We start from the raw sequence: 23,010 nt of genomic DNA on the forward strand, positions 1-23,010 counted from the left end.
ATAGACATCAAAATGACCTATTAAATGAGGTGTTATTCCAAAGTAGAATAGTCTCCTATGCTAATTTTGGTAAACTTTCCATCGTATTTTACGTGACTGCCTATCATAGCCTCCTCTAAAGTTGCATTTTTAATGGTGGAGTTGTTCTGGATCAACGAGTTGGTTATCGTACAATTTTCAATAAGCGTTCCTGCACCTATAGACACGTGAGGTCCTACGGTACTGTTTTTAAGCACTACACTACTGTCAATCACACAAGGCTGGATGATTTTAGAATCCTGTAAGGTAGGTTGTGAGTTGATTTCTTCACTTCCATCCTTTTCCATAAAAGTCATGATGCGCTGGTTGGTCTCTATCGCAACATTCTTGTTACCACAGTCCATCCACTCGTCCACGGTTCCCGTTTTAAAAATATTTCCAGAGGCCATCATTCTTTTGATACCGTCATTGATCTGGTATTCTCCACCGTTGATGATCTCGTTATCGATCACAAACTGAAGTTCCTTTTTAAGGTCTGCAATTTCTTTAAAATAATAGATTCCAATAACTGCCTGATCGCTTACAAATTGCGCTGGCTTTTCTACCAGTTCCACGATTTCTTCTTTGTCGTTTAATTTTACAACTCCATAAGCTTCGGGCTGGTCTACTTGTTTGGTCCAGATCACTGCGTCTGCTGCTGGGTCCAGTTCAAAGCTAGCTCTGATTAGGGTGTCTGCATAAGCAACTACTGCTGGCCCTGAAAGAGATGGCTCGGCACACATGATGGCATGACCAGTTCCCAATGGCTGGAGTTGTCTGTAAATACTGGCTTTGGCGCCTAGGCCATTTGCCAGTTCTTCTAAACTTTTTACTACCTCATCTCCAAAAAATGCTGGATCACCCAGTATAAAGGCAATTTCTTCTACTGGCTCTGAAAGAATACGTGCAATATCTTTTACCAATCGGTGAACTATAGGCTGATTTGCAATAGGGATTAATGGTTTAGGAACGGTAAGTGAGTGTGGGCGTAATCGTGAACCACGACCTGCCATAGGAACTATTATTTTCATTTTTTCTATTACTTAATCTAAATTAATATTATTATCAGAACAAATCTTTTTGAAAAGTTCTTGCTTATTTTCTTCTGCAAACATATCGTATAAATACCGCATGAGCTTTTCTGCATCTGCGGTATAAGGAGAGCCTGATTCTAAATAAAGTGCTCTTGCGTCGATAGGTTTTTCCCTCTTCTCCTGTTAAAGACCCTGAGCGACTCTTTTTTTATTTCACTCCCGTACTTCCAAAACCACCTGCACCTCTTTCTGTGCTGCTCAATTCTTCTACTTTATGCCAGTCTGCACGCTCGTGTTTTGCGATTACTAGTTGTGCGATGCGTTCTCCGTCTTCTACGGTAAAAGCCTCGTTTGATAAGTTCACTAATATGACTCCTATTTCTCCTCGGTAATCTGCATCTATAGTTCCAGGCGCATTGAGTACCGTAACCCCATTTTTGGCAGCCAGGCCACTTCTAGGTCTTACTTGAGCTTCAGTTCCTATAGGAAGTTCTATAAATAGCCCTGTTTTTATAATGGCTCGTTCAAGCGGTTGTAAAGTTATGGCTGCTTCAATACTCGCTCGTAAATCCATTCCTGCACTTGCCTCGGTTTCATAATGAGGTAATGCGTGTGCCGATTTATTTATGATTTTAATAGTCATTTTCTTTTGATGATTTTGTGGATGATTTCTTTTTCGCGTAAGCTCACTACTGCTATAATTACCAGCGTCATTAAGGCTCCTACAAGATAGGTTTGCCAGCTTTCTATTCCAAATACATCTCTTACAAAATAGAAAAACACTAATGATAAGCTGATTGATAAGGTTAGGTATAGTAAAATATTTTTAACATCATAAGGAACCGCAAGGTGTTTCCTTCCTATCAAATAAGAAACAACCATCATCAAAGCATAGGCGGCACAAGTCGCATAAGCACTCGCCATATATCCTATATGCGGAATCAATAGTACATTCACTAGAATGGTAAGTACTGCTGCTGTAATGGAAATATAAGCCCCATACCGTGTTTTATCTTGGATTTTGTACCAGACAGAAAGGGTTTGATAAATCCCGGAAAAGAAATAAGCGATGAGAATCAATGGTACCACTTCCATAGCGGTTTCAAAGCCCTCTTTAACAATATAAGGCTTTATAAAATCTACCAAAACCACATAAGCCATTAACGTCACAGATCCAAAAGCGACAAAGGCCTTGGTAATCAACGCATATTGTTGCGTAGCATTTTTATCTCCTGACTGACTAAAGAAAAAAGGTTCGACTCCTAGTCTAAAGGCTTGTGCGTACAACGTCATTCCTACGGCAAGTCGGTATCCCGCCGTGTATACTCCTACAATCCCTTCTGCCTCTTCATCTCCTACCGGCAGTAATTTTTGAAGCAATATTTTATCTACAGTTTCATTGATGGCAAAAGCAAATCCAGCCAAAAGAATAGGCCAGCCATAAGTAAGCATCTTCTTCCATAGTTCTTTATCAAATTCCCATGTCATAAAATAGGGTTTGATCACAATTAAAAATGTGATCAGACTTGCTGCCAAAAAGGCGATAAAAAAGAGCTCAATTCTATCTGCTGGAAGCAAGCCTTCTATTGCCGGGAAATATTTCAATGCTGTAAAAAACAAAAAGGTCGTTCCTACAGAAATCACCACATTGAATAATTTGATCAACGCATAGCTGGTCGATCTTCCCTGTACTCGCATATAGGCAAACGGAATAACCATTAAAGTATCAAAAACAATGACGGCAATGACCCATTTCCAATATTGAGCAGATAATTCTGTTGCAACTTCTATTTGATCTATAAATAAATAGGCAGCTGCTCCAAATACAATGGTAGTAACCAATAATGATAATAACGCAGTACTGAGTGTTTTTGCCTTAGTAGAAGCATCATTATAAAACCTAAAGAATGCCGTTTCCATACCATAAGTAAGGATGACGTTTGCAAAAATGATATAAGAAAAAATGATAGAAACCTCTCCAAATGCAACTGGATCTGGCAAATAAGAGGTGAGAAGATAGGTCAATAAAACCGTAAGCAAACGAGGCAATACCGTCGCCAGACCGTAGATAAAAGTATTCTTAAAAAGATTTTTTATGGAACTCAAAAACGCGCTTTATTTTAATGAACTCATTTGCTTTCAAATGTACGATTATGTGCGGATTTTAAAGGGTCTTAAGTTATGAAGCCCCAATAATAATTAATGAGCTATTTACAAACATCGCATCTCCCTTCCAACTCAAGGCAAGGCCGAGATCATCGCATGCAAGTTCTAGAAAAGGAACCTTTGCGCTGTTGTAACCTGTATAAAATCCTCCGCATGCTGGACAGATAGTCATCATCAATCGAAAAAGCATCACTTCGTTAATAGCGTGTATTCTAGATAGCCATGAGGTGATCTACTTATCCGCTTCCTGAAATTTAATTACCCCCGCCTTGTGGTGGTGCACTGGGAAAAGCGATGCTTTCTTTTTGTGTTATATTTTCCAGTTTTACCAGTTTTGTTTTTCCGTCTACTTCAAAGGCAATTACCGCTTCGTTTTTTAGTAATTTAATGGGCAATCCTTCCATTTGAGGTGCTTGGTTACCGTATTCGTTTTTAGGATCCAAGCTCATCTCCCTGTCTGTATTTGGAAAACTAAAGCGGGTGACTAACATTTGCTTATCGTTTGAAGTAAAGCTGGCACTATGATTCTCCATACCACGAAAGTAAACCGATTCTAACTGATGTCCTTCTATAACTGAAGTGGGAAAATAAAGGGTCACACCACTTCCAGAACCTGGCGCGCCACCAGTCCATTCTTGATAATAAGGCTGCTCTCCTACTTTAAAATCAGCACTGGAGAAGGTTTTGGATATTTTTTGAGAACTACAAGAACTGAAAACAATCGCTATCAATAGAGTGAGGTATTTCATGAGGTATTTTATTTGATGAATTCAACAAATATGCCGAATTATAAAGATAGAGTTTTGTTAGGTAACTTTATGGAGTATCCCTTCCCCAGCTGCTTATGGAGATCATACCTCCTCTTTAATTACCAACGACAATCTTCCTTAAACTGAGAGAAGCGACAACACGGAAAAAGGTTGGAAAAAATACACTTACAAACTATTCAAAATCTTAGCCGCAGCAATAATCTCTTCATCTTTCTTTGCAAAGCAAAAACGCAGCATTTTAGGATCTTGGCCATTCATAAAAACAGAAATTGGAATGCTGGCTATTTTATGTTCGATAGTGAGTCTTCTGGCAAAATCTACATCAGGTTCCTTGGTAATCCTGCTATAATCCAATAACTGAAAATAAGAGCCGTGAGCAGGTGTAAAAGTAAACTTGCTACCCTTTATTAGGTTTAAGAAAAGATCGCGTTTGCGCTGATAAAAAGCACCTAATTCTCGATATCTATGGGGTTCTTGAATATAATGAGCTATGGCATCTTGTACCGGATGATTCACACAATAGACTACGTACTGATGTACTTTATAGAATTCTTTCATAAAATGTTTAGGAGCGAGACAGAACCCCATTTTCCATCCAGTAACATGAAAGGTTTTTCCAAAACTACCCGTTATAAAACTGCGATCACGCAAGCCTTCATATCTTGCAGCACTAAGATGTTCTCTTCCGTCAAAAGAAATATGTTCATAAACCTCATCGCTTAATAACAACAAGTTATTGTTCACTACTATTTCCTGTAGCTCCTCCATATCTTCATGTGTCAACATATTACCGCTAGGATTGTGAGGTGTATTGATCACAATCATCTTGGTTTTAGAAGTGATTTTATCACGTACTTCTTGCCAGTCTATCCCAAAGTCTGGCAATGTCATTGCTATAGGGACTGCTTTTCCACCTGCGAGTTGAATGGCTGGTTCATAGCAATCATAAGCTGGGGTAAACAGGATCACTTCGTCACCAGAATGCACCATTGCTTGTATGGCAGAGAAAATCCCTTGAGTCGCCCCAGCAGTTAAACAAATTTCGCTTTCTGGATGGTAAAAAGCATGGTGCTGTTGTTGCGTCATATTTGAAATCGCAACGCGTAATGACATCAGTCCTGGCATAGGCGCATATTGATTTTTATCCTCTTGAATTGCCCTTACTAACAAGTCTTTTAAAATAGGGTCTGCTGGGAAATTAGGAAATCCTTGAGAGAGATTAAGCGCATTTTGCTCGTGCGAGAGCCTGCTCATAATAGTAAAGATGGAGTCAGTGACCTTGGGAAGCTTTGAAATCATGCCTGTAAATTACAAAAACGCTTTTTATATAAAGAAGGTTAGCCCACATTTCCAAGCATAAAAAATCCCACTTCAGTTCAACTGAGGTGGGATTTTAATAATTTTATTTTAAGAAACTATTTGATAATTTCTGCTTTCAAATACTCGCGATTCATACGAGCAATGTTTTCTAATTTAATTCCTTTAGGACACTCGAGCATACAAGCTCCTGTATTGGTACAGTTACCAAAACCTTCAATATCCATTTGACGTACCATGTTCATCACACGATCGGTAGCCTCTATTTCACCTTGTGGTAACAAAGCGTATTGAGAAACCTTTGCGCTGGTAAATAACATAGCACTAGCGTTCTTACAAGCTGCAACACAAGCTCCACAACCTATACAAGTTGCTGAGTGAAATGCCTCATCTGCTTTGGCTTTCTCAATCGGAATGGAGTTAGCGTCTTGAGTATTACCTGAGGTGTTAACCGATACATAAGCACCAGCCTGCTGGATTCTATCAAAAGAAGATCGATCGACAATTAAATCTTTGATCACTGGAAAAGCTGCTGCTCTCCATGGCTCAATAGTGATGGTATCTCCATCATTAAACTTTCTCATGTGCAGTTGACAAGTAGTTGTCAATTTTTGCGGTCCATGAGGTTGTCCATTAATCATCATGTTACAAGATCCACAGATTCCTTCACGACAATCGTGATCAAATTCTACAGGAACTTCTCCTTTATTGATCAGATTTTCATTTAAGATATCCATCATTTCAAGGAAAGACATATCGCCATCTATACCATCAATTGGATAAGTAACTATTTTTCCTTTGGCTTCAGGACCAGCCTGTCTCCATATTTTTAAAGTAAGTTTCATACTTTTTATATTTAGTTCGTTCTGCTTTCGCGAAAGCGGAACATTTAAAATTCAATTATTTATAACTACGAGTCTTCAATTCTACATTTTCAAAGACCAAGTCTTCTTTATGCAATTTAGCATCACGTGGGTTCTCATTATATTCCCAAGCACTAACATAAGCATAGTTCACATCATCACGTAATGCTTCACCATCTTCAGTTTGATATTCCTCACGGAAGTGACCACCACAACTTTCGTTTCTGTCTAGTGCATCTTTTGCAAACAATTCCCCTAATTCAAGGAAGTCGGCAACACGTCCAGCTTTCTCTAGCTCTTGGTTTTTAGTGTCTGCCGTGCCTGGAACTTTTACATTCTTCCAGAAATCTGCTCTCAACTCAGCGATTTCATCCATGGCTGACTGTAGGTCTGTCGCATTACGAGACATTCCACATTTGTTCCACATGATCAAACCTAATTTCTTATGATAGTAATCAACAGAATGTGTTCCTGCACCAGTCATCAATTTCTCGATGCGTGCACGAGTATCATTTTCTGCTTGATCAAACTCAGCTGTTTCTGTAGAAATAGGTCCAGTCCTAATTTCATCTGCTAGGTAATCACCAATGGTGTACGGTAAAACAAAATATCCATCAGCTAGGCCTTGCATTAAAGCACTTGCCCCTAAACGGTTAGCGCCATGATCTGAGAAATTAGCTTCACCAGCTGCAAAACATCCAGGTACCGAGGTTTGCAAATTATAATCTACCCAAAGTCCACCCATTGTATAGTGCACTGCAGGAAAAATCTTCATAGGTACTTCATATGGATTTTCGTCTGCGATATTACGGTACATATCAAAGAGATTTCCATATTTCTTCTCAATCACTTTCTTACCTAAAGCAATCATTTCTTCTTTACTAGCATCCTTTTGACCGTGTGTTAAGGCTTCTATTTTTCCATATCGAAAGAAAGATGCTTCAAAGTCGAGATAAACAGCATTACCTGTTTTGTTAACACCATAACCGGCATCACAACGTTCTTTTGCAGCACGAGATGCTACATCACGTGGCACCAAGTTACCAAATGCTGGATACCTTCTTTCTAAGTAATAATCTCTATCTTCTTCTTTAAGGTTGACACCTTTTAACTTCCCTTCACGTATTGCTTTTGCGTCTTCTAAGTTTTTAGGAACCCAAATACGTCCATCATTACGTAAAGACTCTGACATTAATGTCAGCTTGGACTGGTGATCTCCAGAAACTGGAATACAAGTTGGATGAATTTGTGTGTAACATGGGTTTGCGAAGTAAGCACCTCGACGGTGAGTTCTCCACGCTGCCATTACGTTACTACCCATAGCGTTTGTAGAAAGGAAAAATACATTTCCATAACCACCAGTAGCAATCACTACAGCATGTGCTCCATGTCGTTCTATCTCACCAGTAACTAAGTTACGAGCAATAATACCACGTGCTTTACCGTCCACCTTTACAAGGTCTAACATCTCATGACGGTTGAATGAAGTTACTTTACCACGGTTGATCTGTCTGTTCAAAGCAGAATATGCTCCTAACAATAACTGCTGTCCCGTTTGACCTGCGGCATAAAAAGTTCTTGAAACTAGTACCCCACCAAAAGAACGGTTGTCTAACAATCCCCCATACTCACGAGCAAAAGGAACTCCTTGCGCTACGCACTGGTCGATAATGTTAGAAGAAACTTCAGCAAGTCTATGAACGTTTGCTTCACGAGATCTATAGTCACCACCCTTTATCGTATCATAAAACAGACGGTAGTCAGAATCTCCATCTCCTTGATAGTTTTTGGCAGCGTTAATTCCTCCTTGTGCAGCAATGGAATGCGCACGACGCGGAGAATCATTATAACAAAATGTCTTTACATTGTAACCTAGTTCAGCAAGAGTTGCTGCAGCAGATCCACCTGCCAAACCAGTTCCAACAACAATAACATCTATGTTACGTTTGTTTGCTGGGTTCACGAGATCAATGTGATTTTTATGATTGACCCACTTATCTGCAAGTGGTCCTTTAGGTACTTTAGAATCTAATACTGACATAATTTATATATTATGAGTGAGTAAAATGGTGGTACAACGCGATGAAAATAAACCCTGCTGGTATCAATACAGACCATGCGTAAGTTGCTTTTCTCAATCCATCACCTTTATTAACTGCCTTTGCTCCCACAGACTGGAAAGAGCTGTTAAAGCCGTGCCATAAGTGCATGGACAAGAGAATAAATGAGATAACATATATTACAGTTCTCCAAAACGGCTCAAATTTCTCTTTCAATTCTGGCAAGTAACGTGTTGCATCTTCTGGTTGAGCATCTATATATTTTACCGTCATTTCATGTACCCAAAAATCATACATATGCAATCCTAAAAAAGCAAGTACTACAAGTCCGGTAATAACCATGTTACGAGATACCCAAGAAGAATTTGAATTACCTGAAAATTTGACATATTTAATCGGTCGTGCTTTTCTATTTTGAAAGTCTAAAACGATACCCATGATAAAGTGTACGATCAACCCACCTATTAATATAGGTTGAGCAACAAACTGTACTAATGGATTATACCCCATGAAATGCGACCACTCGTTAAAAGTATCTGGTGCGATAACAGAAGTAATGTTAATTACAAAATGCTGTGTTAAGAAAATAACTAGGAATAATCCTGAAAGTGCCATTACCCACTTTCTAGCAAGCGATGATTTAACTAATGCGCTCATGTATAAATTTTTAATTTGCTGCAAAGATAACTTTCAGGCGTCTCAATATCAATCGTAATAGTTAAAAGCCCTATCAGTTTACCTTATTTGGATTGAGTCTTAATAATTTATACGGATATGGCCTTCTAATTAGTAGTTTATACGCTGTTTTCCTTTCAGGGAAATAGTTAAGAAAATGCTGTTGTTTTGTTTGCTTAAAGTTTATGTCGCTTTCGCGAAAGCGAGCATAAAAAAAGCCACTCCTAAGAGTGGCCTAATAATCTTGTAATCATTGTTATTCTATATGCAACCCGGGTTAGGGTTCACTGGAACATCAGTAGTAAGCGTATGATACCATGCCAGTGCTGGATCATTTGCCTGTATGGTACGCAGTACCATTCTATTTGCAGTTATTTCTAAGATTTCATACTCACTACTTCCTACATACCAGCTAATGAAACTGTCGTTTGCTAATAACATAGTGGTTTTTCTAGATTGATCCACCGGAACATCTGTATCAAGTGTAGGAAGAAAAGTCACTTCCCCAGGAGCTGGAGCTGTAAATGGCAAGCATTCGTCAGCATTCATAGTATTAAGAGCGGATGGCCCACCAAATTGACTTAAATAGGTGTTATGAAAATAAGTGCCTCCAAAATTATTCAATCCATAAATAACATTATTTCCATCCTTAGTAAAAGTCATTTCATCCTCGTAAAAACAATCTGTTAAGTCATTACAATACCTGCCAAATGCAGGAACTGGGAAAAATGCAGGCGTATAATAGGCATCCGGAGACTGCCCCCCTATCAAGTTGGTAGGTCCTACTCCCCAATGACCATTTTCAGCTACAGACCAATACCATGTTTTAGAAGATCCTCCAGTTAGAAAATCTTTGGCTTCTGCATCATCAAAGGTGCTCAACACATCTATTACTTTGGTTTGTGTTGTTGCAGCTCCACCGGTACCAGTAGCGGTTACCGTTACATTGTAACTAATCACCCCTAATTGTACAAAACGGTGCTCTATACTTCCATCAAAAGAAGAACCAGTGCGACCGTCGCCAAAATCATAGGTATAATTAAGTGCATTATCTGCTGTAGCAGTAAAGACAACTATACCAGTTCCATTTCCATCAGGATCTGTCATGTTTTGACCTTGTATAGCTACATTTAATTCTAAATTACTCGGGGCAGTTACAGGCCCAAACTCGGTATCGTCATCTTGACAGGACTGAAAGGAAACTCCCAGCATCAAGACCATTAAAAACTTATAATAATATTTCATCTTAATTAATTTAATTAGTTTTTATTAGATCATCAATGTAGATAGTCTCTGCAGAAGCTGTTGTTGCTAAAGGATCAAAGAATATAACAACATTTCTTAAATCAGCTGTAGTAGATCCAGTAAAGCCATTGAAAGTTAATTCTTCCCAACCATTGGCAACCGTAGTAGTTACACTTGTCACTTCTTGAAATAACCCACCATTCCCTATTCTTTCGATTTTTAACCATACAGGTAAACCTACTCTAGGAGAATACACTTTTAAAGTGAAAGAGGTTGTTGCACTAAATGCAACAGGTTGATCAATAACTATAGCAACCAAAGAATAATTATTGGGTCCCGTAGCAGGTCTAACAAACTGCATCACAGTATTAGAACTATTTACCATATCTGGCACAGGATTAGGTATTATAGAGAATGCTCCATTATTAGTACCTATATTATATATTCTGTTAGGATCTTCAAAAGTTAAAGGCAATAGTATTGGAGGACCATCAGCTAGCTCAATATCATCAAAGTAATTTACATCATTAGTAGGTGCCCCTCCTAAATCAAAAAACACTACAAAACGACTAAAAGGTTGCGTGGTATCTAAACCAGTAGTATCAAAGAAAAGCGTTTCCCATTCACCAACTTTAGTTGTAAATGCTTCAAAATCTGCCGAGGCAATAGTCCCGTCTGAATTTTCCATTTTAATGGTAACCTTTGTTCCTAGTGGCATTGGAGACCATGATTTCATTCTCAAGTTTTGAGGGCCAGAGAAGTCTATAGGACCTCCTAATGGCACAACAACACCTCCGTAGGTTTGTACACCAGTCTTTACTATGCTGACTACTTTAGTGCTATTATTATCTAGGCTAACATCAGGATTATTGATGATACTAACGTTAGATTCAAAGTTGATTAAATTGTAATTTAAAGTAGACGATTCAAAGTCCAACGGTAAAGTTACCGGGTCTTCAATCATAATCACTTCGGTTATTTCAGTAATAGCCGCACCACCACTTAAAGCAGTAACAGTTATGGTGTAAGTACCAGTGCTTGAATAGGCATAAGGAACTGTATCTCCTTCTGAAAAAACGACAGGCGCTAGAACTGGATCCTCGCCAAAAGTAACTTCAAAAGCTGTCTCATAGTCTGCTGTAGCGCTAACTGAAACACCGTAGTTAGAAGCTGCACTTTCTGTAACAGTAACCACTAGATTCTCTGGAGGCCTAAAGGATACATCGAGGTTTTTAGTAAACTCTGTCGTTTTACCACTTAGATTAGTAGCAATGACTCTTACAGGATAAGTTCCTTCCGCATAATTGCGTTGTGCATTTTCTCCCAATGGCAATACGATAGATTCTCCACTAGCGTCTGCATAAAACACCTCAAAGCTTGTCACATCAACCCCAGAAGGTGAAATGGTCACTAAGCCCGAATTATCTTGAGTAATATTAAAAACTAGACCAAGATCAGATGGTGCTTCAAGCGCTAGGCTTAAGTCTGTATCATCAGTACTGTCACAACTCCACAGTGCCGCACTGGCGACTATTAGAGCAACTAATAAAAATTTAGTGTTTTTCATTTCAAATCGTATTAATAATTAGGGTTTTGTTCCCATCGATTCCCCGCAAGTAAAATCTCTTCGAGTGGGATAGGGAACACTTCATGTTTGCCGGCTACAAAACCGTCTATTTCAGCAGCTGCACGACCAGTTCTAACTAAATCAAAGAAATGATGTCCTTCTCCTACTAGCTCTAGTCTGCGTTCTAAAAATATAGCGTCTGTTAATGCTGTTCCAGCAACCTGAACATCAGGTAATCCAAGCCTCATGCGCACCTCGTTTAAATAGGTCCGCGCTTGTCCGTCTCCTAAGCTCCCACTATTGTAGGCCTCTGCAGCCATAAGATAAACGTCTGCGAGTCTTATCGCTCTATAGTTATTAGGGTTGGTTAGGTTTGCATCTCCAGTATTCAAATCGCCTTGTCTGGCTATATATTTTCTATTGTAGTAACCCGTATGTTCAAAACCTACACTAAAAGTTGCGTTATTAGCTGCCGCGAAAGCGTCTATATCTAAAATCGCCGTGTCTTTACGTGGATCAGTAGGGTCAAATAAATCTACTACTTCTTGAGTAGGGACATTAAAACTAAATCCAGAGTCAAAAGTTGGACCGTTATAATTTCTAATACCGTTAAATCCTACCGCAACGTTTCCTTCACTACATTGTAAACATCCAAAACCAGCTCCCTCAGCATCTGAATATTGAACTTCAAAAATTGATTCTGAATTGTTTTCATTGTCATTTTCAAAAATGGTAGAGTAGTCCGTTACCAAGCTGTAAGGTCCCATCATGATCAAGTCATCCAGCACATTAGCGGCCTCTATATATTTCTCTTGAAACAAATACACCTTACCTAACAAGGCTTGTGCACTACCTTTAGTAGCACGACCTACATCTGGGGTAGTGTATTCTAAATTGTCAATTGCATAGATCAAATCTAGTTCAATCTGAGTATAAACATCTGCTTTAGGTGTGCGATCCACATTAAACTGATCGCCAAATAGGAATCGCTCATCAACAGCTAAGGGTACATCTCCAAAAAACTTGACTAATTCAAAATAATAGTAGGCTCTAAGAAAGCGAGTTTCCCCTATAACTCTAGGCTTATCAGGAAAATTAATGTTATTTTGAAATTCCATGATGTAATTTGTTCTATTCACACCAGCAAACATCCACCTCCATAAATCTGTTAATTGTGCATTTACAGGCGTATGAATCATGTCGTCTATTTGTTGGATACCTATCACGTCAGTTGCGCTCTCGCCACCAGCTAAGGTATTATCAGAGGCTATCTCACCTAACATGACATTTATATAACTAGACTGCAACATATCATATGCAGCAATTAGAGCATTTTCATAATCGGCTTGCGTATTAAAAAAGTTTTCTGAATTCGCATCTTCACTAGTAACGTCTACATAATCCTCGCTACAGGCATTAAAACCTATCGCTGCGACGAATAATAGAATATATATCTTATAAATTTTCATCTTGATTATTTTTTAAAATTTTGCGTTTATTCCAACTAAAAAGGTTCTTGCCACTGGGTAAAAACCGTTGTCTATACCACTTGATAAAGGATCCCCTGAACTTGCACTAGGATCGTAACCTCTATACTTTGTAAGCGTAAATGCATTATTAACAGAGGCATAAACTCTTAATTTACTCAATTTAAGATTATCAAGTGCCGATTCGTTTAAAGTGTAACCAATTTGCATGTTTTGAGCTCTTAAAAAAGAGGCGTCTTCTACAAAAAAGTCTGAAAACACTTGATTTGCAGTCGCTCCTGTAGTCACTCGCGGCACAGAATTGGTTGATCCTTCACCCGTCCAACGGCCTAATGCATTAGTTGTTAAATTGGTTAAAGGTTGATTACGTTCATAATTACGTACCATTTCATTCCCTATAGAAGCGAATAAATAAGTTTGTACGTCCCAGTTTTTATAATTGAAACTAAGATTTAAACCCATAGTGAAATCTGGTAACGCATCACCTAGTTCTGTTCGGTCATCGGTATCTATAACACCGTCATTATTTAAATCCCTATATCTGAAATCACCAGGTTGCGCATTAGCTCCTAAAGCAATTTGAGATGGATGCGCTGCAACTTCGGCAGCATTTTGAAATATTCCGTCAGTTTGATACCCATAAAAATATCCAATAGTATATCCTTCTTGCATTCTAGTAATAGGCAGTTGACCAACACCAAACACTCCGGCCTCAATAAAACCATTTTCATTGTTTACAGAAAGCACTTCATTGTCAAGAGTCGCCACGTTGTAACTCACGTTAAAACTAAAATCATCTGTAAGCTGATCTGAGTAACCCACAGAGAATTCAAGACCACGATTACGTATATCACCTCCATTTATGAATGGTGCGCTTGACCCAGGCGCTCCAGAACCTAATATTCCAGATACTGCAGGCGCAATCAATAAGTCATTCGTCTCTTTATTGTAATAATCAAGAGTCACATTTAACTTGGATGATAAAAATTTCATGTCCAACCCTACGTTAGTAGAAAACTGCTCTTCCCACTTAATTTCTGGATTGCTCAAAGCTCCACTAGCGGTTCCGTTGGCAATTTGTCCATTAAATACATATTGTCCTTCACCGGTAAGCAGTGAAACAAACCCAAATGCAGGAATACGGTCGTTTCCAATAATACCAGCAGATGCCCGTACTTTAAGGAAATCAAAAACCTTACTATCTTTTAAAAAGTCTTCATCAGAAGCTATCCAACCTAAACTTCCTGTAGGAAAGATACCAAATCTATTTTCAGGGCCAAATATGGTACTACCATCGCGTCTAACAACCGCTGAAAGCAAATACTTGCCCTTGTAATCGTACTGAACACGAAGAAAATGAGAAAGTAAACGCTGGTCAAAACGACGCGCTCCATTAAGATCTCCATCGATAACACGAACAGCTCCATCAATACTCACTTCATTATAATCATTACTTACATTACCAAATCCAGTAAGATCATTAAAGTCACCTCGTGTTCTAAAGGCACTCATACCTAGCGTAGCCTCTACATTGTGTTTATCAGCAAAGGTGTTGTCATATTTTAGAAATGCATCATAAGTATAATCACTAAAGAAATTCTCATACTCACTATAAACATTCTCCGTAAGATTAAAGACTTTTCCTGAACCATAAAATGCTCTAGGATTAAAATTGTTCCCATAAGACGTTGAATAATTAGCTTGTATACGAGCTGTAGCTTCAAAATGATCTAAAAAGGAATAGGTCAGTCCAAAGTTACCACTGATCTTACCTACTTTATTTTTATTAAAGGTATTTGCCAGTTGTGCTTCTGGATTTATAACTTCATTTCCCAAACCTTCTGCCAATGAGAATTCTCCAGCTTGATCTCTAACCGGTATCGTAGGCGCCATGTTTAATGCGTTAAAAAGAACAGATCCTAGACCACCGTCGTTGATGTTCTTATTACTCGTGTAAGAATAAAGGAAACCTGTTTTCATTTCCAGGTTTTTAGTCCATTTATGATCAAAGTTCCCACGCATTGTAAAACGATCAAAATCAGACTTATCACTACCTACTATACCATCCTGATTTAAAACCGACACTCCAAAAGCATAAGTAGATTTTTCAGTCCCACCTCGTATAGAAATGTCGTTGTTGACAATAAATGCATCATCAAATACTTCATCTTGATAATTAGTATTTGTGAGATTAGATATATCAGTAAAAGGCAACGCCTCGCCATTATTAGCAAAAGCTTCATTTTTAATCAACGCATATTGCTGAGAATTTAATGTAGGAAGTCTTCTCGTAGTTTCTTGGAAACCACCCCACGAATTGTAGTCAACAGTTAAGGGTTGATTTTTACGACCACGTTTAGTAGTAATAATAATCACCCCATTTGCCGCTCGTACTCCATATATACCAGCTGTTGCATCTTTTAAAACAGACAAGCTTTCGATATCCCCAGGGTTGATCACGCTCAGGTCTTCAATAATGTTTCCGTCTACCAAGATTAAAGGACGGCTATCCCCATTAGTAGAAATACCACGTATTCTGATATTTAATCCTGCTCCAGGTGATCCAGATGAAGAGGTCACATTAACCCCGGCAACTTGTCCTTGAAGTGCTTGCTCTACTCTAGTAGGCTTCAAGTTTTCAATTACCTTACTGTCCACTATACTTACCGCTCCGGTTACTTCTCTAACGGCCTGTGTACCGTATCCTATAACTACGACTTCTTCAAGTGCAGCAACATCTTCCAACAAAGAGACCGTAATAAAATCGCTGTTAACAACAGTAACCTGTTGAGGAAGTGTTCCTATATAGGAAAACTTAAGAATATCTCCTGATGACGCTGCTATCGTAAATAGACCGTCAAAATCGGTGGTAGTTCCCTTATTAGTATTTAAGTTCAGAACAGTGGCTCCTAATAAAGCCTCTCCAGTAGATTGTTCAAGAACCTTTCCTGAGATGATACCTTCTTGCGCAAAGCTCAAAGCTGCGATAAAGTAAAATATTAAAAGTGTAAATTTATTCATGAAAATTTATTTATTTCATAATTTTAAAGAGTCTCTATAACGTTGTAGGTTAAGATCCTCTTAAAGTTAGAATCCAAATGTAAAAAAGATATCTGAATTTGTGAATAAATCCGTTACACCAATAGTACTACTTTAACATAATCCAACTAATCTATTGATTTATTGTGTTTTATATATATCTATAAGCACCAAATTTAACTTAAATTGATCATATGATGTGGTAATGTATAGTACAGACTAATTAGAATGTAACCATTTATTTTTTTAGTTGTAAGCAGATAGAGCGTTCTAAAAGCTGTTCCTATTAACATCTTCTTTAAAAAAGGTTGAGAACTGTTAAGACTTAAAATGCAAATCACGACCCTTTTGCGTTACAATAATTATAAATCCCTTGTACTCAAAGTTTACAGTATCTATAATTCCCAATAACTAATTAAAGCTTTTACAGCTTATTTTGACCCTCCGACATTTTTATTAGTACAAATAGAATGAAGACCAAGCGCTGCATAGGCTTAGAGATATCTAGCTCCAAAATTTACCTACAAAAGTTAATCATAGCAAACCCATATGTACAGAATTGAATTAGCAATGTCCTATTAATTAGGAAAACTCGTAAACTAAAGATACTTTACTATTTAGTTTTCAGGGATTCTCTTAAATTGCAATCCAATAAAACGCCTCTAAAAAGCGTTCATTTCTCATGCATCTTTGATTTAAGATTTGGTATTAAATGCACTTTAAAGAACAAAAACAATTCTACTTTGCTTTTTTCGTCATCGCACTTGGTGGGCTTCTGTTCTATTTGACAAAACCCTATTTACCAAGTAAAATGTTTGTGGAACACAATAGCTCTGCTCCTATTGTAGTAGACAGTCTTATGATCAAAGCAATGAAAGACTTAGATCTTGTGACAGACACTATAACAGACACTAAAGATTCCAATCAAATAATAAAACCTATAACCAAACCTATAAACTCAATAAATCCTCTTTCTAGTCTGCCTTCATTGGAAACGGTGAAAAATACCTCCTATCAAAACCTTATAAATACTGCCGATTTTGATTTTAACTTAGAACATCCAACAGACTCATCAAGTATTGTTACTATTCCAAAAACTATGACTTTAAAAAGTTATACGGGCATCCAACATTTAACTCGTTTTTTTGAAAAGCTTTACGAACTCGATCAATCTAAGGAAGGTAAAGTACGCATCGCTTATTACGGTGATTCCATGATTGATGGCGATTTGATTGTGCAAGATTTTAGAAGTGCCTTACAAAGCCATTTTGGCGGTCGTGGTGTAGGCTTTGTGCCTATAGAATCAGAAAGTGCTCGAACTCGTTACTCTATAAAGCATTATACCCAAGGTAACTGGAGGCAGGAAAACTTTATGAAAGGTAGAGCAGACAGTATTCCATATGGAATAAATGGTGGTGTTTTTTTTCCAGCAGACTCCACCGCTCGTGTAACCTACCTCGCCAGTGGTATTAAAAATGCTTACCGACTCAACTCGCCACGTCTTTTTTACGGAACTGGTAATGAAAATGCCTTCCTTAAAGTGACCGAAGAAAAAGACAGTAGTGCTACTTTTATTGCGTTAAACGGTTCCCTTAGCATGAATTCAACAACTATATCTACTAATAACCTCCGCAAAATTGAATTGGATTTTTCAAATGCACAAAACACTCCTATATACGGAGTCGATTTTTCAAACCATACAGGAATAGCGGTGGACGGTTTTTCTAACCGTGGTAATTCTGGATTACCATTGAGTTTATTAGATATTTCTCAAATGCAGAGGTTTGATAAGAACTTCAGTTATGACTTGATCATCCTTCAGTTTGGCGCCAATGTTCTCGCTATAAAATCTAAAAACTACAATTGGTATAAGAGCCGCATGACTAAAGTAGTAACCCATTTAAAACAGGCTTTCCCAGAAGCTGATATTTTGATTTTAGGAACCGCAGATAAAGGGACTAAGTTTCAAGGTGCTGTAAAAACAGATAGTAGTGTCGTAAAGTTATTGCGGTCCCAACAAGACTATGCTTTAAAAACGGAGTCCAGTTTTATAAGCCTTTTCCATCTTATGGGGGGTGTAAATTCCATGCCTATCTGGACAGATCAAAAACTGGCTAACAATGATTATACCCATTTTAGCCCTCAAGGTTCTCGTAAAATAGGACGCATGATCTATGGAGAATTGATGGATGGTTATTCCGCTTTCGCGAAAGCGAGAACACAACAAATTGCCCTGCAGCAAAAAACAGATAGCGCAACGATAAAAACTGTACACGACAGCATTCCAAACCTACGGAAACCATGATCAAATCTTATATATTTTTATGGTTCAGTCTTCTGACATTAATATCACACGGACAGCAAATAGATGATTTACAAATCAATCCCTTATTGATAGATCGCAGTTTTCAGGAGTTGAAGAACCCCTTGGTATTGAATGATTTTTTTCAAAAACTCCAAGAACTAGAAAGCGGGAATAGAAGTCAAGTAACCGTAATTCAAATAGGCGACTCTCATGTTCAAGGACCTTATTTCCCGCAATATATAAGACAAGGCTTGCAAAATAAATTTGGTAATGCAGGTCGTGGCTTTGTATTCCCTTATCGAGTTGCTGGTACTAATGGGGCAGTAGATGTAAAGTTTAAAGCAAGCGGCGATTGGAAGGCAGTACGCAATGTGAAAAGTAATGGTGGTGATGATGTAGGCCTAAGCGGTATTAACCTGGAGACCACAGACAGTGATTTTCTTATGGAAATCAATCTGGGTGAAACATTAGAGGACTTGACTGAAATCAAAATCGTTTCACCACATCCCGAACGTTTTAAACTGAGCCTAGCTGATAAAAGCGACCTTCTCCAACAAGTCAACACGAACAAAACCTATAAAGTAGCGCCTGGGGATTATCTAGGTAAAATCGCAGCTCAATTCCATACTTCTGTACAGAAAATACAACAGGTAAACGGAATGAACAATGCTAATTTAAGGGCCGGACAGACCCTTCAAATACCAACGGGCAGCGCACAAAATCAAATAATGTCTAACACTAGTTTTACCGACCTTACTTCTGTCGATGGAATCGTTTACCAAATTCCTCCAAGAGTACATCAACTTTATTTAAGACCTGCTCAAAAGGAATCAAAATACCTGCTCGATGGACTATTATTGAGCACTGGAAAGAAAGGTGTCAACTTTCACGGCATAGGTGTCAACGGGACAAAATTTAGTGATTATAATATGTTTCCTAGATTTTTTGATCAGATAGCGGCCTTAAATCCTGACTTGATCATCATCTCTTTAGGAACTAACGAAAGTTTTTATGACCCATATACAGAAGAAAAACTGAAGTCTGCTATGGACGTATTCAACCGCGAAATGATCAAACGCGGCATGACGGGAAGTGTTTTGTTAACCAGCCCACCTCCATCCATGAAGAATCGCCAACAAATCAATTATACCGCAACAGCATATGCCTATGAGATGGGCGTCTTTGCAAACTTGAATTCTTGGGCATTCTACGATTTACATTCGGTTTCTAAAACGAGTAACGCGATGCCTTATTGGTACGATGCCAACTTAACCTCGAGTGATAAAATTCATTTCTTAGAAAAAGGCTACCAGCTACAAGCCCTACTACTAGTAGAGTCCCTCTTTAACTCCTATGCCGACTATAAAAAATGATGGAATGGAATGACATATGGAACTGGTTAAATTATGATCCACAAAGTCCCTTACTATTTAATAGTGAGGCATTTTTATACCTGTTTCTAGGTTTTTATCTGTTGTATATTTTTATGAGCCATGCTCGTAGAATGCGCATCTTATATGTCATCGCCTTTTCTCTGTTTTTCTATTACAAATGCAGTGGGGTATATTTTATACTGCTCATATTTTCTTCGTTTGTAGATTATTACATCGCTGAGCTTATTTACAAAAGCAATCATAAAGGCAGAAGAAAATGGCTGCTTATCCTTTCCTGTATCATCAATTTAGGCCTGCTCGCTTACTTTAAATACACCGGCTTCCTTGCCGATAATTTTAATGCACTGTTTTCAGGTGATTTAAGTTTTGGAACTATTTTTCTACCTATAGGTATCTCATTTTACACTTTTCAAACCATGTCTTATACCATAGACATTTATAGAAAAGAGTTAGAACCGGCTAGAAACGTATGGGATTTTATGTTTTTTGTTTCCTTTTTCCCACAATTAGTTGCGGGACCTATTGTAAGAGCAAAAGATTTTATACCGCAGATTTATGAAAAGCTACAACTTTCCAAAAAAGAGTTGAGCTATGCCCTCTTTCTGATTATGGGAGGTCTACTCAAAAAAACGCTCATCTCTGACTACATAAGCGTAAATTTTGTAGACCGTGTTTTTGAATTTCCAGATAATTACTCCGCTTTTGAAAACTTGCTTGCCGTTTATGGATATACTCTACAGATTTATTGCGATTTCTCCGGCTATTCCGACATTGCTATAGGTCTTGCACTTTTGATGGGTTTTAAATTACCTCCCAACTTTAGAACACCATATCAAAGTACTAGCGTTACTGAATTCTGGCGCAGGTGGCATATTTCTCTTTCGAGCTGGTTAAGAGATTACCTCTACATCTCTATGGGCGGGAATCGCAAGGGTAAGATACGCATGTACTTCAATCTTTTTATGACCATGTTACTGGGTGGATTATGGCACGGTGCCTCTTGGAAATTTATTCTTTGGGGAGCGATGCATGGAACCGTCCTCGCGATAGAAAAGGCCTTCAACATCCCAAAATTAACCAGCAAGAGTTTTCCTTTAAAACTCATCGCAGGAATACTGACGTTTCACTTTGTAGCTTTTTGTTGGATTTTCTTTAGAGCATCAGACTTTAGCAATGCCTTGAACGTGATTTCTAATATAGGCAACATAGAATGGAATCCTGAGGTTTGGTGGGCAGTATTAAGAGGTTATCAAAATATAGCTATCGTTTTATTGATAGGTTATCTGTGGCATTTTATACCTCAAAAAGTACAAAACAAACAACTGGAATTATTTCATAGAATTCCACTAGTTGGGAAAATGGTTTTGTTTGCTGCTGTCATCTGGGTAATAAGTGCAACGGCGAGTAGTGAAGTGCAACCTTTTATTTATTTTCAGTTTTAAAATTGAAGTCCAATAAGATTCTTCCATCCTATTTATCCTTTGCATTTAAAAGTCAGATACATAAGGCCCTCAGATAAATTTCAATTTCAGCAGTTATTTTTAATCTTAAATATTCTGAGAGGATCAACTATAGTTCAAGTATGTCTATAAAAAAACAATTAGGTCCCATACAAATCGAGAATGAAAACTCAGAAGTACTTAACTCAAATTCACCATAAACAATTCACTTGCTATTCCATCACTAAGGAACTTACCTTTCCTGGTAACTAACAAGGTATCGCCATCTAGGTAGAGCAAGTGGTCATTTAAATAATCTGCGGCTTGTTTTAAAAGATATTCTTTAAAGCTTAGTCCGTAATCTGTTTCTACTTTCTGAAGAGAAACACCGTAAATAGTTCGCAAGCCCGTCATGATGTATTCATTATAACGATCTACCAAAGTCAGCTCCTCGGTTTCCATAGGCAACTCTCCTGCCTGAATGGACTTCATATATTTCACATTGTTATTGATATTCCAGCCACGTCTTTTACCGTCAAAGCTGTGTGCACTGGGCCCTATACCTATATAACTTTTACCGGTCCAGTAAGCAGTGTTGTTTTGGGAGAAGAAACCTTCCTTACCAAAATTGGAGAATTCATAATTTTTAAAATGATGCAACTCCATGACATCCAGCAGTATCTCAAAATGTTCTTGTGCCACCTCATCTTCTACTTGAGGTACAATTCCTTTTTCTATAAAGGATTTAAGGGCTGTATTTTCTTCCACAGTAAGTGCATAACTAGAAATATGTGGCACTTTTAAATCTATGGCTTTGTTTAGATTATCTCGCCATCTTTCACTGCTCATTCCAGGAATTCCATAAATAAGGTCAATAGAAATATTAGGGAAATAGCGCACTGCTTGCTCGATGCATTGGTGAGCTTCGGTAGCATTATGCGCGCGATTCATCAGTTGGAGATCTTCTTCAAAAAAGCTTTGGACACCTATAGACAGTCGGTTGACGCGTGTTTTTGAAAAAGAAATGAGTTTTTCTTCGGTCAAATCATCAGGGTTTGCTTCCAGAGTAATTTCTGGATGTGCTCCCACGGCGTAGTGATCAAAAACAGTTTGGATGATCTTTTCTATCTCTTCAACTTCTAAAACGCTAGGAGTTCCTCCTCCAAAATAAATTGTTTGCACAGTGGTGTTTTTAAACTCGCTTTCGCGAAAGCTTAACTCATCACAAATAGCGTCAATTATATTGGTCTTGTGCTTCAAATTAGTGCTAAAATGGAAGTCACAATAATGGCAAGCCTGTTTGCAAAATGGAATATGTATATAAATACCGCTCATTGCAACAAAAGTAAGTCTTAAAACACTAGTAAAATAAGGCCCTTCCGACAAAATGTGTTTTTATTAGGGTGTTATGTAATACCCTAAATCTATATTCAGGATCCTTGTCGTTGATCATATGTTCCCTTTTAAGCTCAGGGCAGTGGTCTCTGGAGTCTCTAACACTGCCGTCTGGACAAAACCAGTTGATGCTTTTTAAGGACCAGAGTCCAATTCTCGATACTGCTGGATGAATTCTTTGACACGAGCATCAGTAAATTCCTGTGCTATCGTGATAGCAATAATGAATAGAATAC

The 23,010-nt window shown here is 38.1% G+C and carries 16 protein-coding genes; 3 read left to right on the forward strand and 13 right to left on the reverse strand.

Annotated features, from left to right (window positions below; translation table 11 throughout):
• Window positions 1-32 precede the first annotated feature (32 nt).
• The 12 genes from CW736_RS03975 to CW736_RS04030 all read right to left on the reverse strand — a co-directional run bounded on the left by CW736_RS03975 (window position 33) and on the right by CW736_RS04030 (window position 16,223).
• Window positions 33-1,049: a sugar phosphate nucleotidyltransferase gene (locus CW736_RS03975; RefSeq protein ID WP_101012672.1), complete on the reverse strand. Its 1,017-nt coding sequence runs from the start codon at window positions 1,047-1,049 to the stop codon at window positions 33-35.
• A 211-nt stretch (window positions 1,050-1,260) separates the two neighbouring features.
• The gene (dut, locus tag CW736_RS03980) at window positions 1,261-1,695 is read right to left on the reverse strand and encodes a dUTP diphosphatase (RefSeq protein ID WP_101012673.1); all 435 of its coding nucleotides are present in this window, start codon (window positions 1,693-1,695) and stop codon (window positions 1,261-1,263) included.
• Window positions 1,692-3,158, reverse strand: coding sequence for a lipopolysaccharide biosynthesis protein (locus CW736_RS03985; RefSeq protein WP_101012674.1), 1,467 nt, complete (start codon window positions 3,156-3,158; stop codon window positions 1,692-1,694). Before CW736_RS03985 ends, dut begins: the two co-directional genes overlap by 4 nt.
• A 314-nt stretch (window positions 3,159-3,472) precedes the next feature.
• Complete coding sequence (locus CW736_RS03990; RefSeq protein WP_101012675.1) at window positions 3,473-3,967, reverse strand: hypothetical protein; 495 nt, start codon at window positions 3,965-3,967, stop codon at window positions 3,473-3,475.
• Window positions 3,968-4,153: 186 nt separating this feature from the next.
• On the reverse strand, window positions 4,154-5,287 hold the full coding sequence (locus CW736_RS03995) for a methionine aminotransferase (protein ID WP_101012676.1): 1,134 nt from the start codon (window positions 5,285-5,287) through the stop codon (window positions 4,154-4,156).
• Between the two features lie 116 nt (window positions 5,288-5,403).
• Window positions 5,404-6,150: a succinate dehydrogenase/fumarate reductase iron-sulfur subunit gene (locus CW736_RS04000; RefSeq protein ID WP_101012677.1), complete on the reverse strand. Its 747-nt coding sequence runs from the start codon at window positions 6,148-6,150 to the stop codon at window positions 5,404-5,406.
• 55 nt (window positions 6,151-6,205) lie between these two features.
• Window positions 6,206-8,209, reverse strand: a complete 2,004-nt coding sequence (locus CW736_RS04005) for a fumarate reductase/succinate dehydrogenase flavoprotein subunit (RefSeq protein ID WP_101012678.1) — start codon at window positions 8,207-8,209, stop codon at window positions 6,206-6,208.
• 10 nt (window positions 8,210-8,219) lie between these two features.
• Window positions 8,220-8,885, reverse strand: coding sequence for a succinate dehydrogenase cytochrome b subunit (locus tag CW736_RS04010; protein ID WP_101012679.1), 666 nt, complete (start codon window positions 8,883-8,885; stop codon window positions 8,220-8,222).
• A 279-nt stretch (window positions 8,886-9,164) separates the two neighbouring features.
• Complete coding sequence (locus CW736_RS04015) at window positions 9,165-10,148, reverse strand: PKD domain-containing protein (RefSeq protein WP_101012680.1); 984 nt, start codon at window positions 10,146-10,148, stop codon at window positions 9,165-9,167.
• 10 nt (window positions 10,149-10,158) lie between these two features.
• Entirely contained in the window at window positions 10,159-11,715 is a 1,557-nt protein-coding gene (locus CW736_RS04020; protein ID WP_101012681.1) for a hypothetical protein, read from the reverse strand.
• An 11-nt stretch (window positions 11,716-11,726) separates the two neighbouring features.
• Entirely contained in the window at window positions 11,727-13,184 is a 1,458-nt protein-coding gene (locus CW736_RS04025) for a RagB/SusD family nutrient uptake outer membrane protein (protein ID WP_101012682.1), read from the reverse strand.
• A 12-nt stretch (window positions 13,185-13,196) separates the two neighbouring features.
• Window positions 13,197-16,223 carry a SusC/RagA family TonB-linked outer membrane protein gene (locus CW736_RS04030; RefSeq protein ID WP_101012683.1) on the reverse strand — a complete coding sequence of 1,009 codons (3,027 nt, stop codon included), beginning with the start codon at window positions 16,221-16,223 and terminating at the stop codon, window positions 13,197-13,199.
• Window positions 16,224-16,953: 730 nt separating this feature from the next.
• On the opposite strand from CW736_RS04030, the gene CW736_RS04035 reads away from it, so the two are divergent.
• From CW736_RS04035 to CW736_RS04045, 3 genes are read left to right on the forward strand one after another with little or no spacing between them, the layout of a single operon-like run.
• Window positions 16,954-18,546 carry a hypothetical protein gene (locus CW736_RS04035; RefSeq protein ID WP_101012684.1) on the forward strand — a complete coding sequence of 531 codons (1,593 nt, stop codon included), beginning with the start codon at window positions 16,954-16,956 and terminating at the stop codon, window positions 18,544-18,546.
• Entirely contained in the window at window positions 18,543-19,919 is a 1,377-nt protein-coding gene (locus CW736_RS04040) for a LysM peptidoglycan-binding domain-containing protein (RefSeq protein WP_101012685.1), read from the forward strand. Before CW736_RS04035 ends, CW736_RS04040 begins: the two co-directional genes overlap by 4 nt.
• Window positions 19,916-21,382 carry an MBOAT family O-acyltransferase gene (locus tag CW736_RS04045; protein WP_198519339.1) on the forward strand — a complete coding sequence of 489 codons (1,467 nt, stop codon included), beginning with the start codon at window positions 19,916-19,918 and terminating at the stop codon, window positions 21,380-21,382. Before CW736_RS04040 ends, CW736_RS04045 begins: the two co-directional genes overlap by 4 nt.
• Before the next feature lie 198 nt (window positions 21,383-21,580).
• Here CW736_RS04045 and hemW read toward each other — a convergent pair whose 3' ends face one another.
• Window positions 21,581-22,714, reverse strand: a complete 1,134-nt coding sequence (gene hemW, locus CW736_RS04050; protein WP_101012686.1) for a radical SAM family heme chaperone HemW — start codon at window positions 22,712-22,714, stop codon at window positions 21,581-21,583.
• Window positions 22,715-23,010 lie beyond the last annotated feature (296 nt).

Source organism: Nonlabens sp. MB-3u-79 (assembly GCF_002831625.1).
In the GTDB taxonomy this organism is placed as follows: Bacteria; Bacteroidota; Bacteroidia; order Flavobacteriales; family Flavobacteriaceae; genus Nonlabens.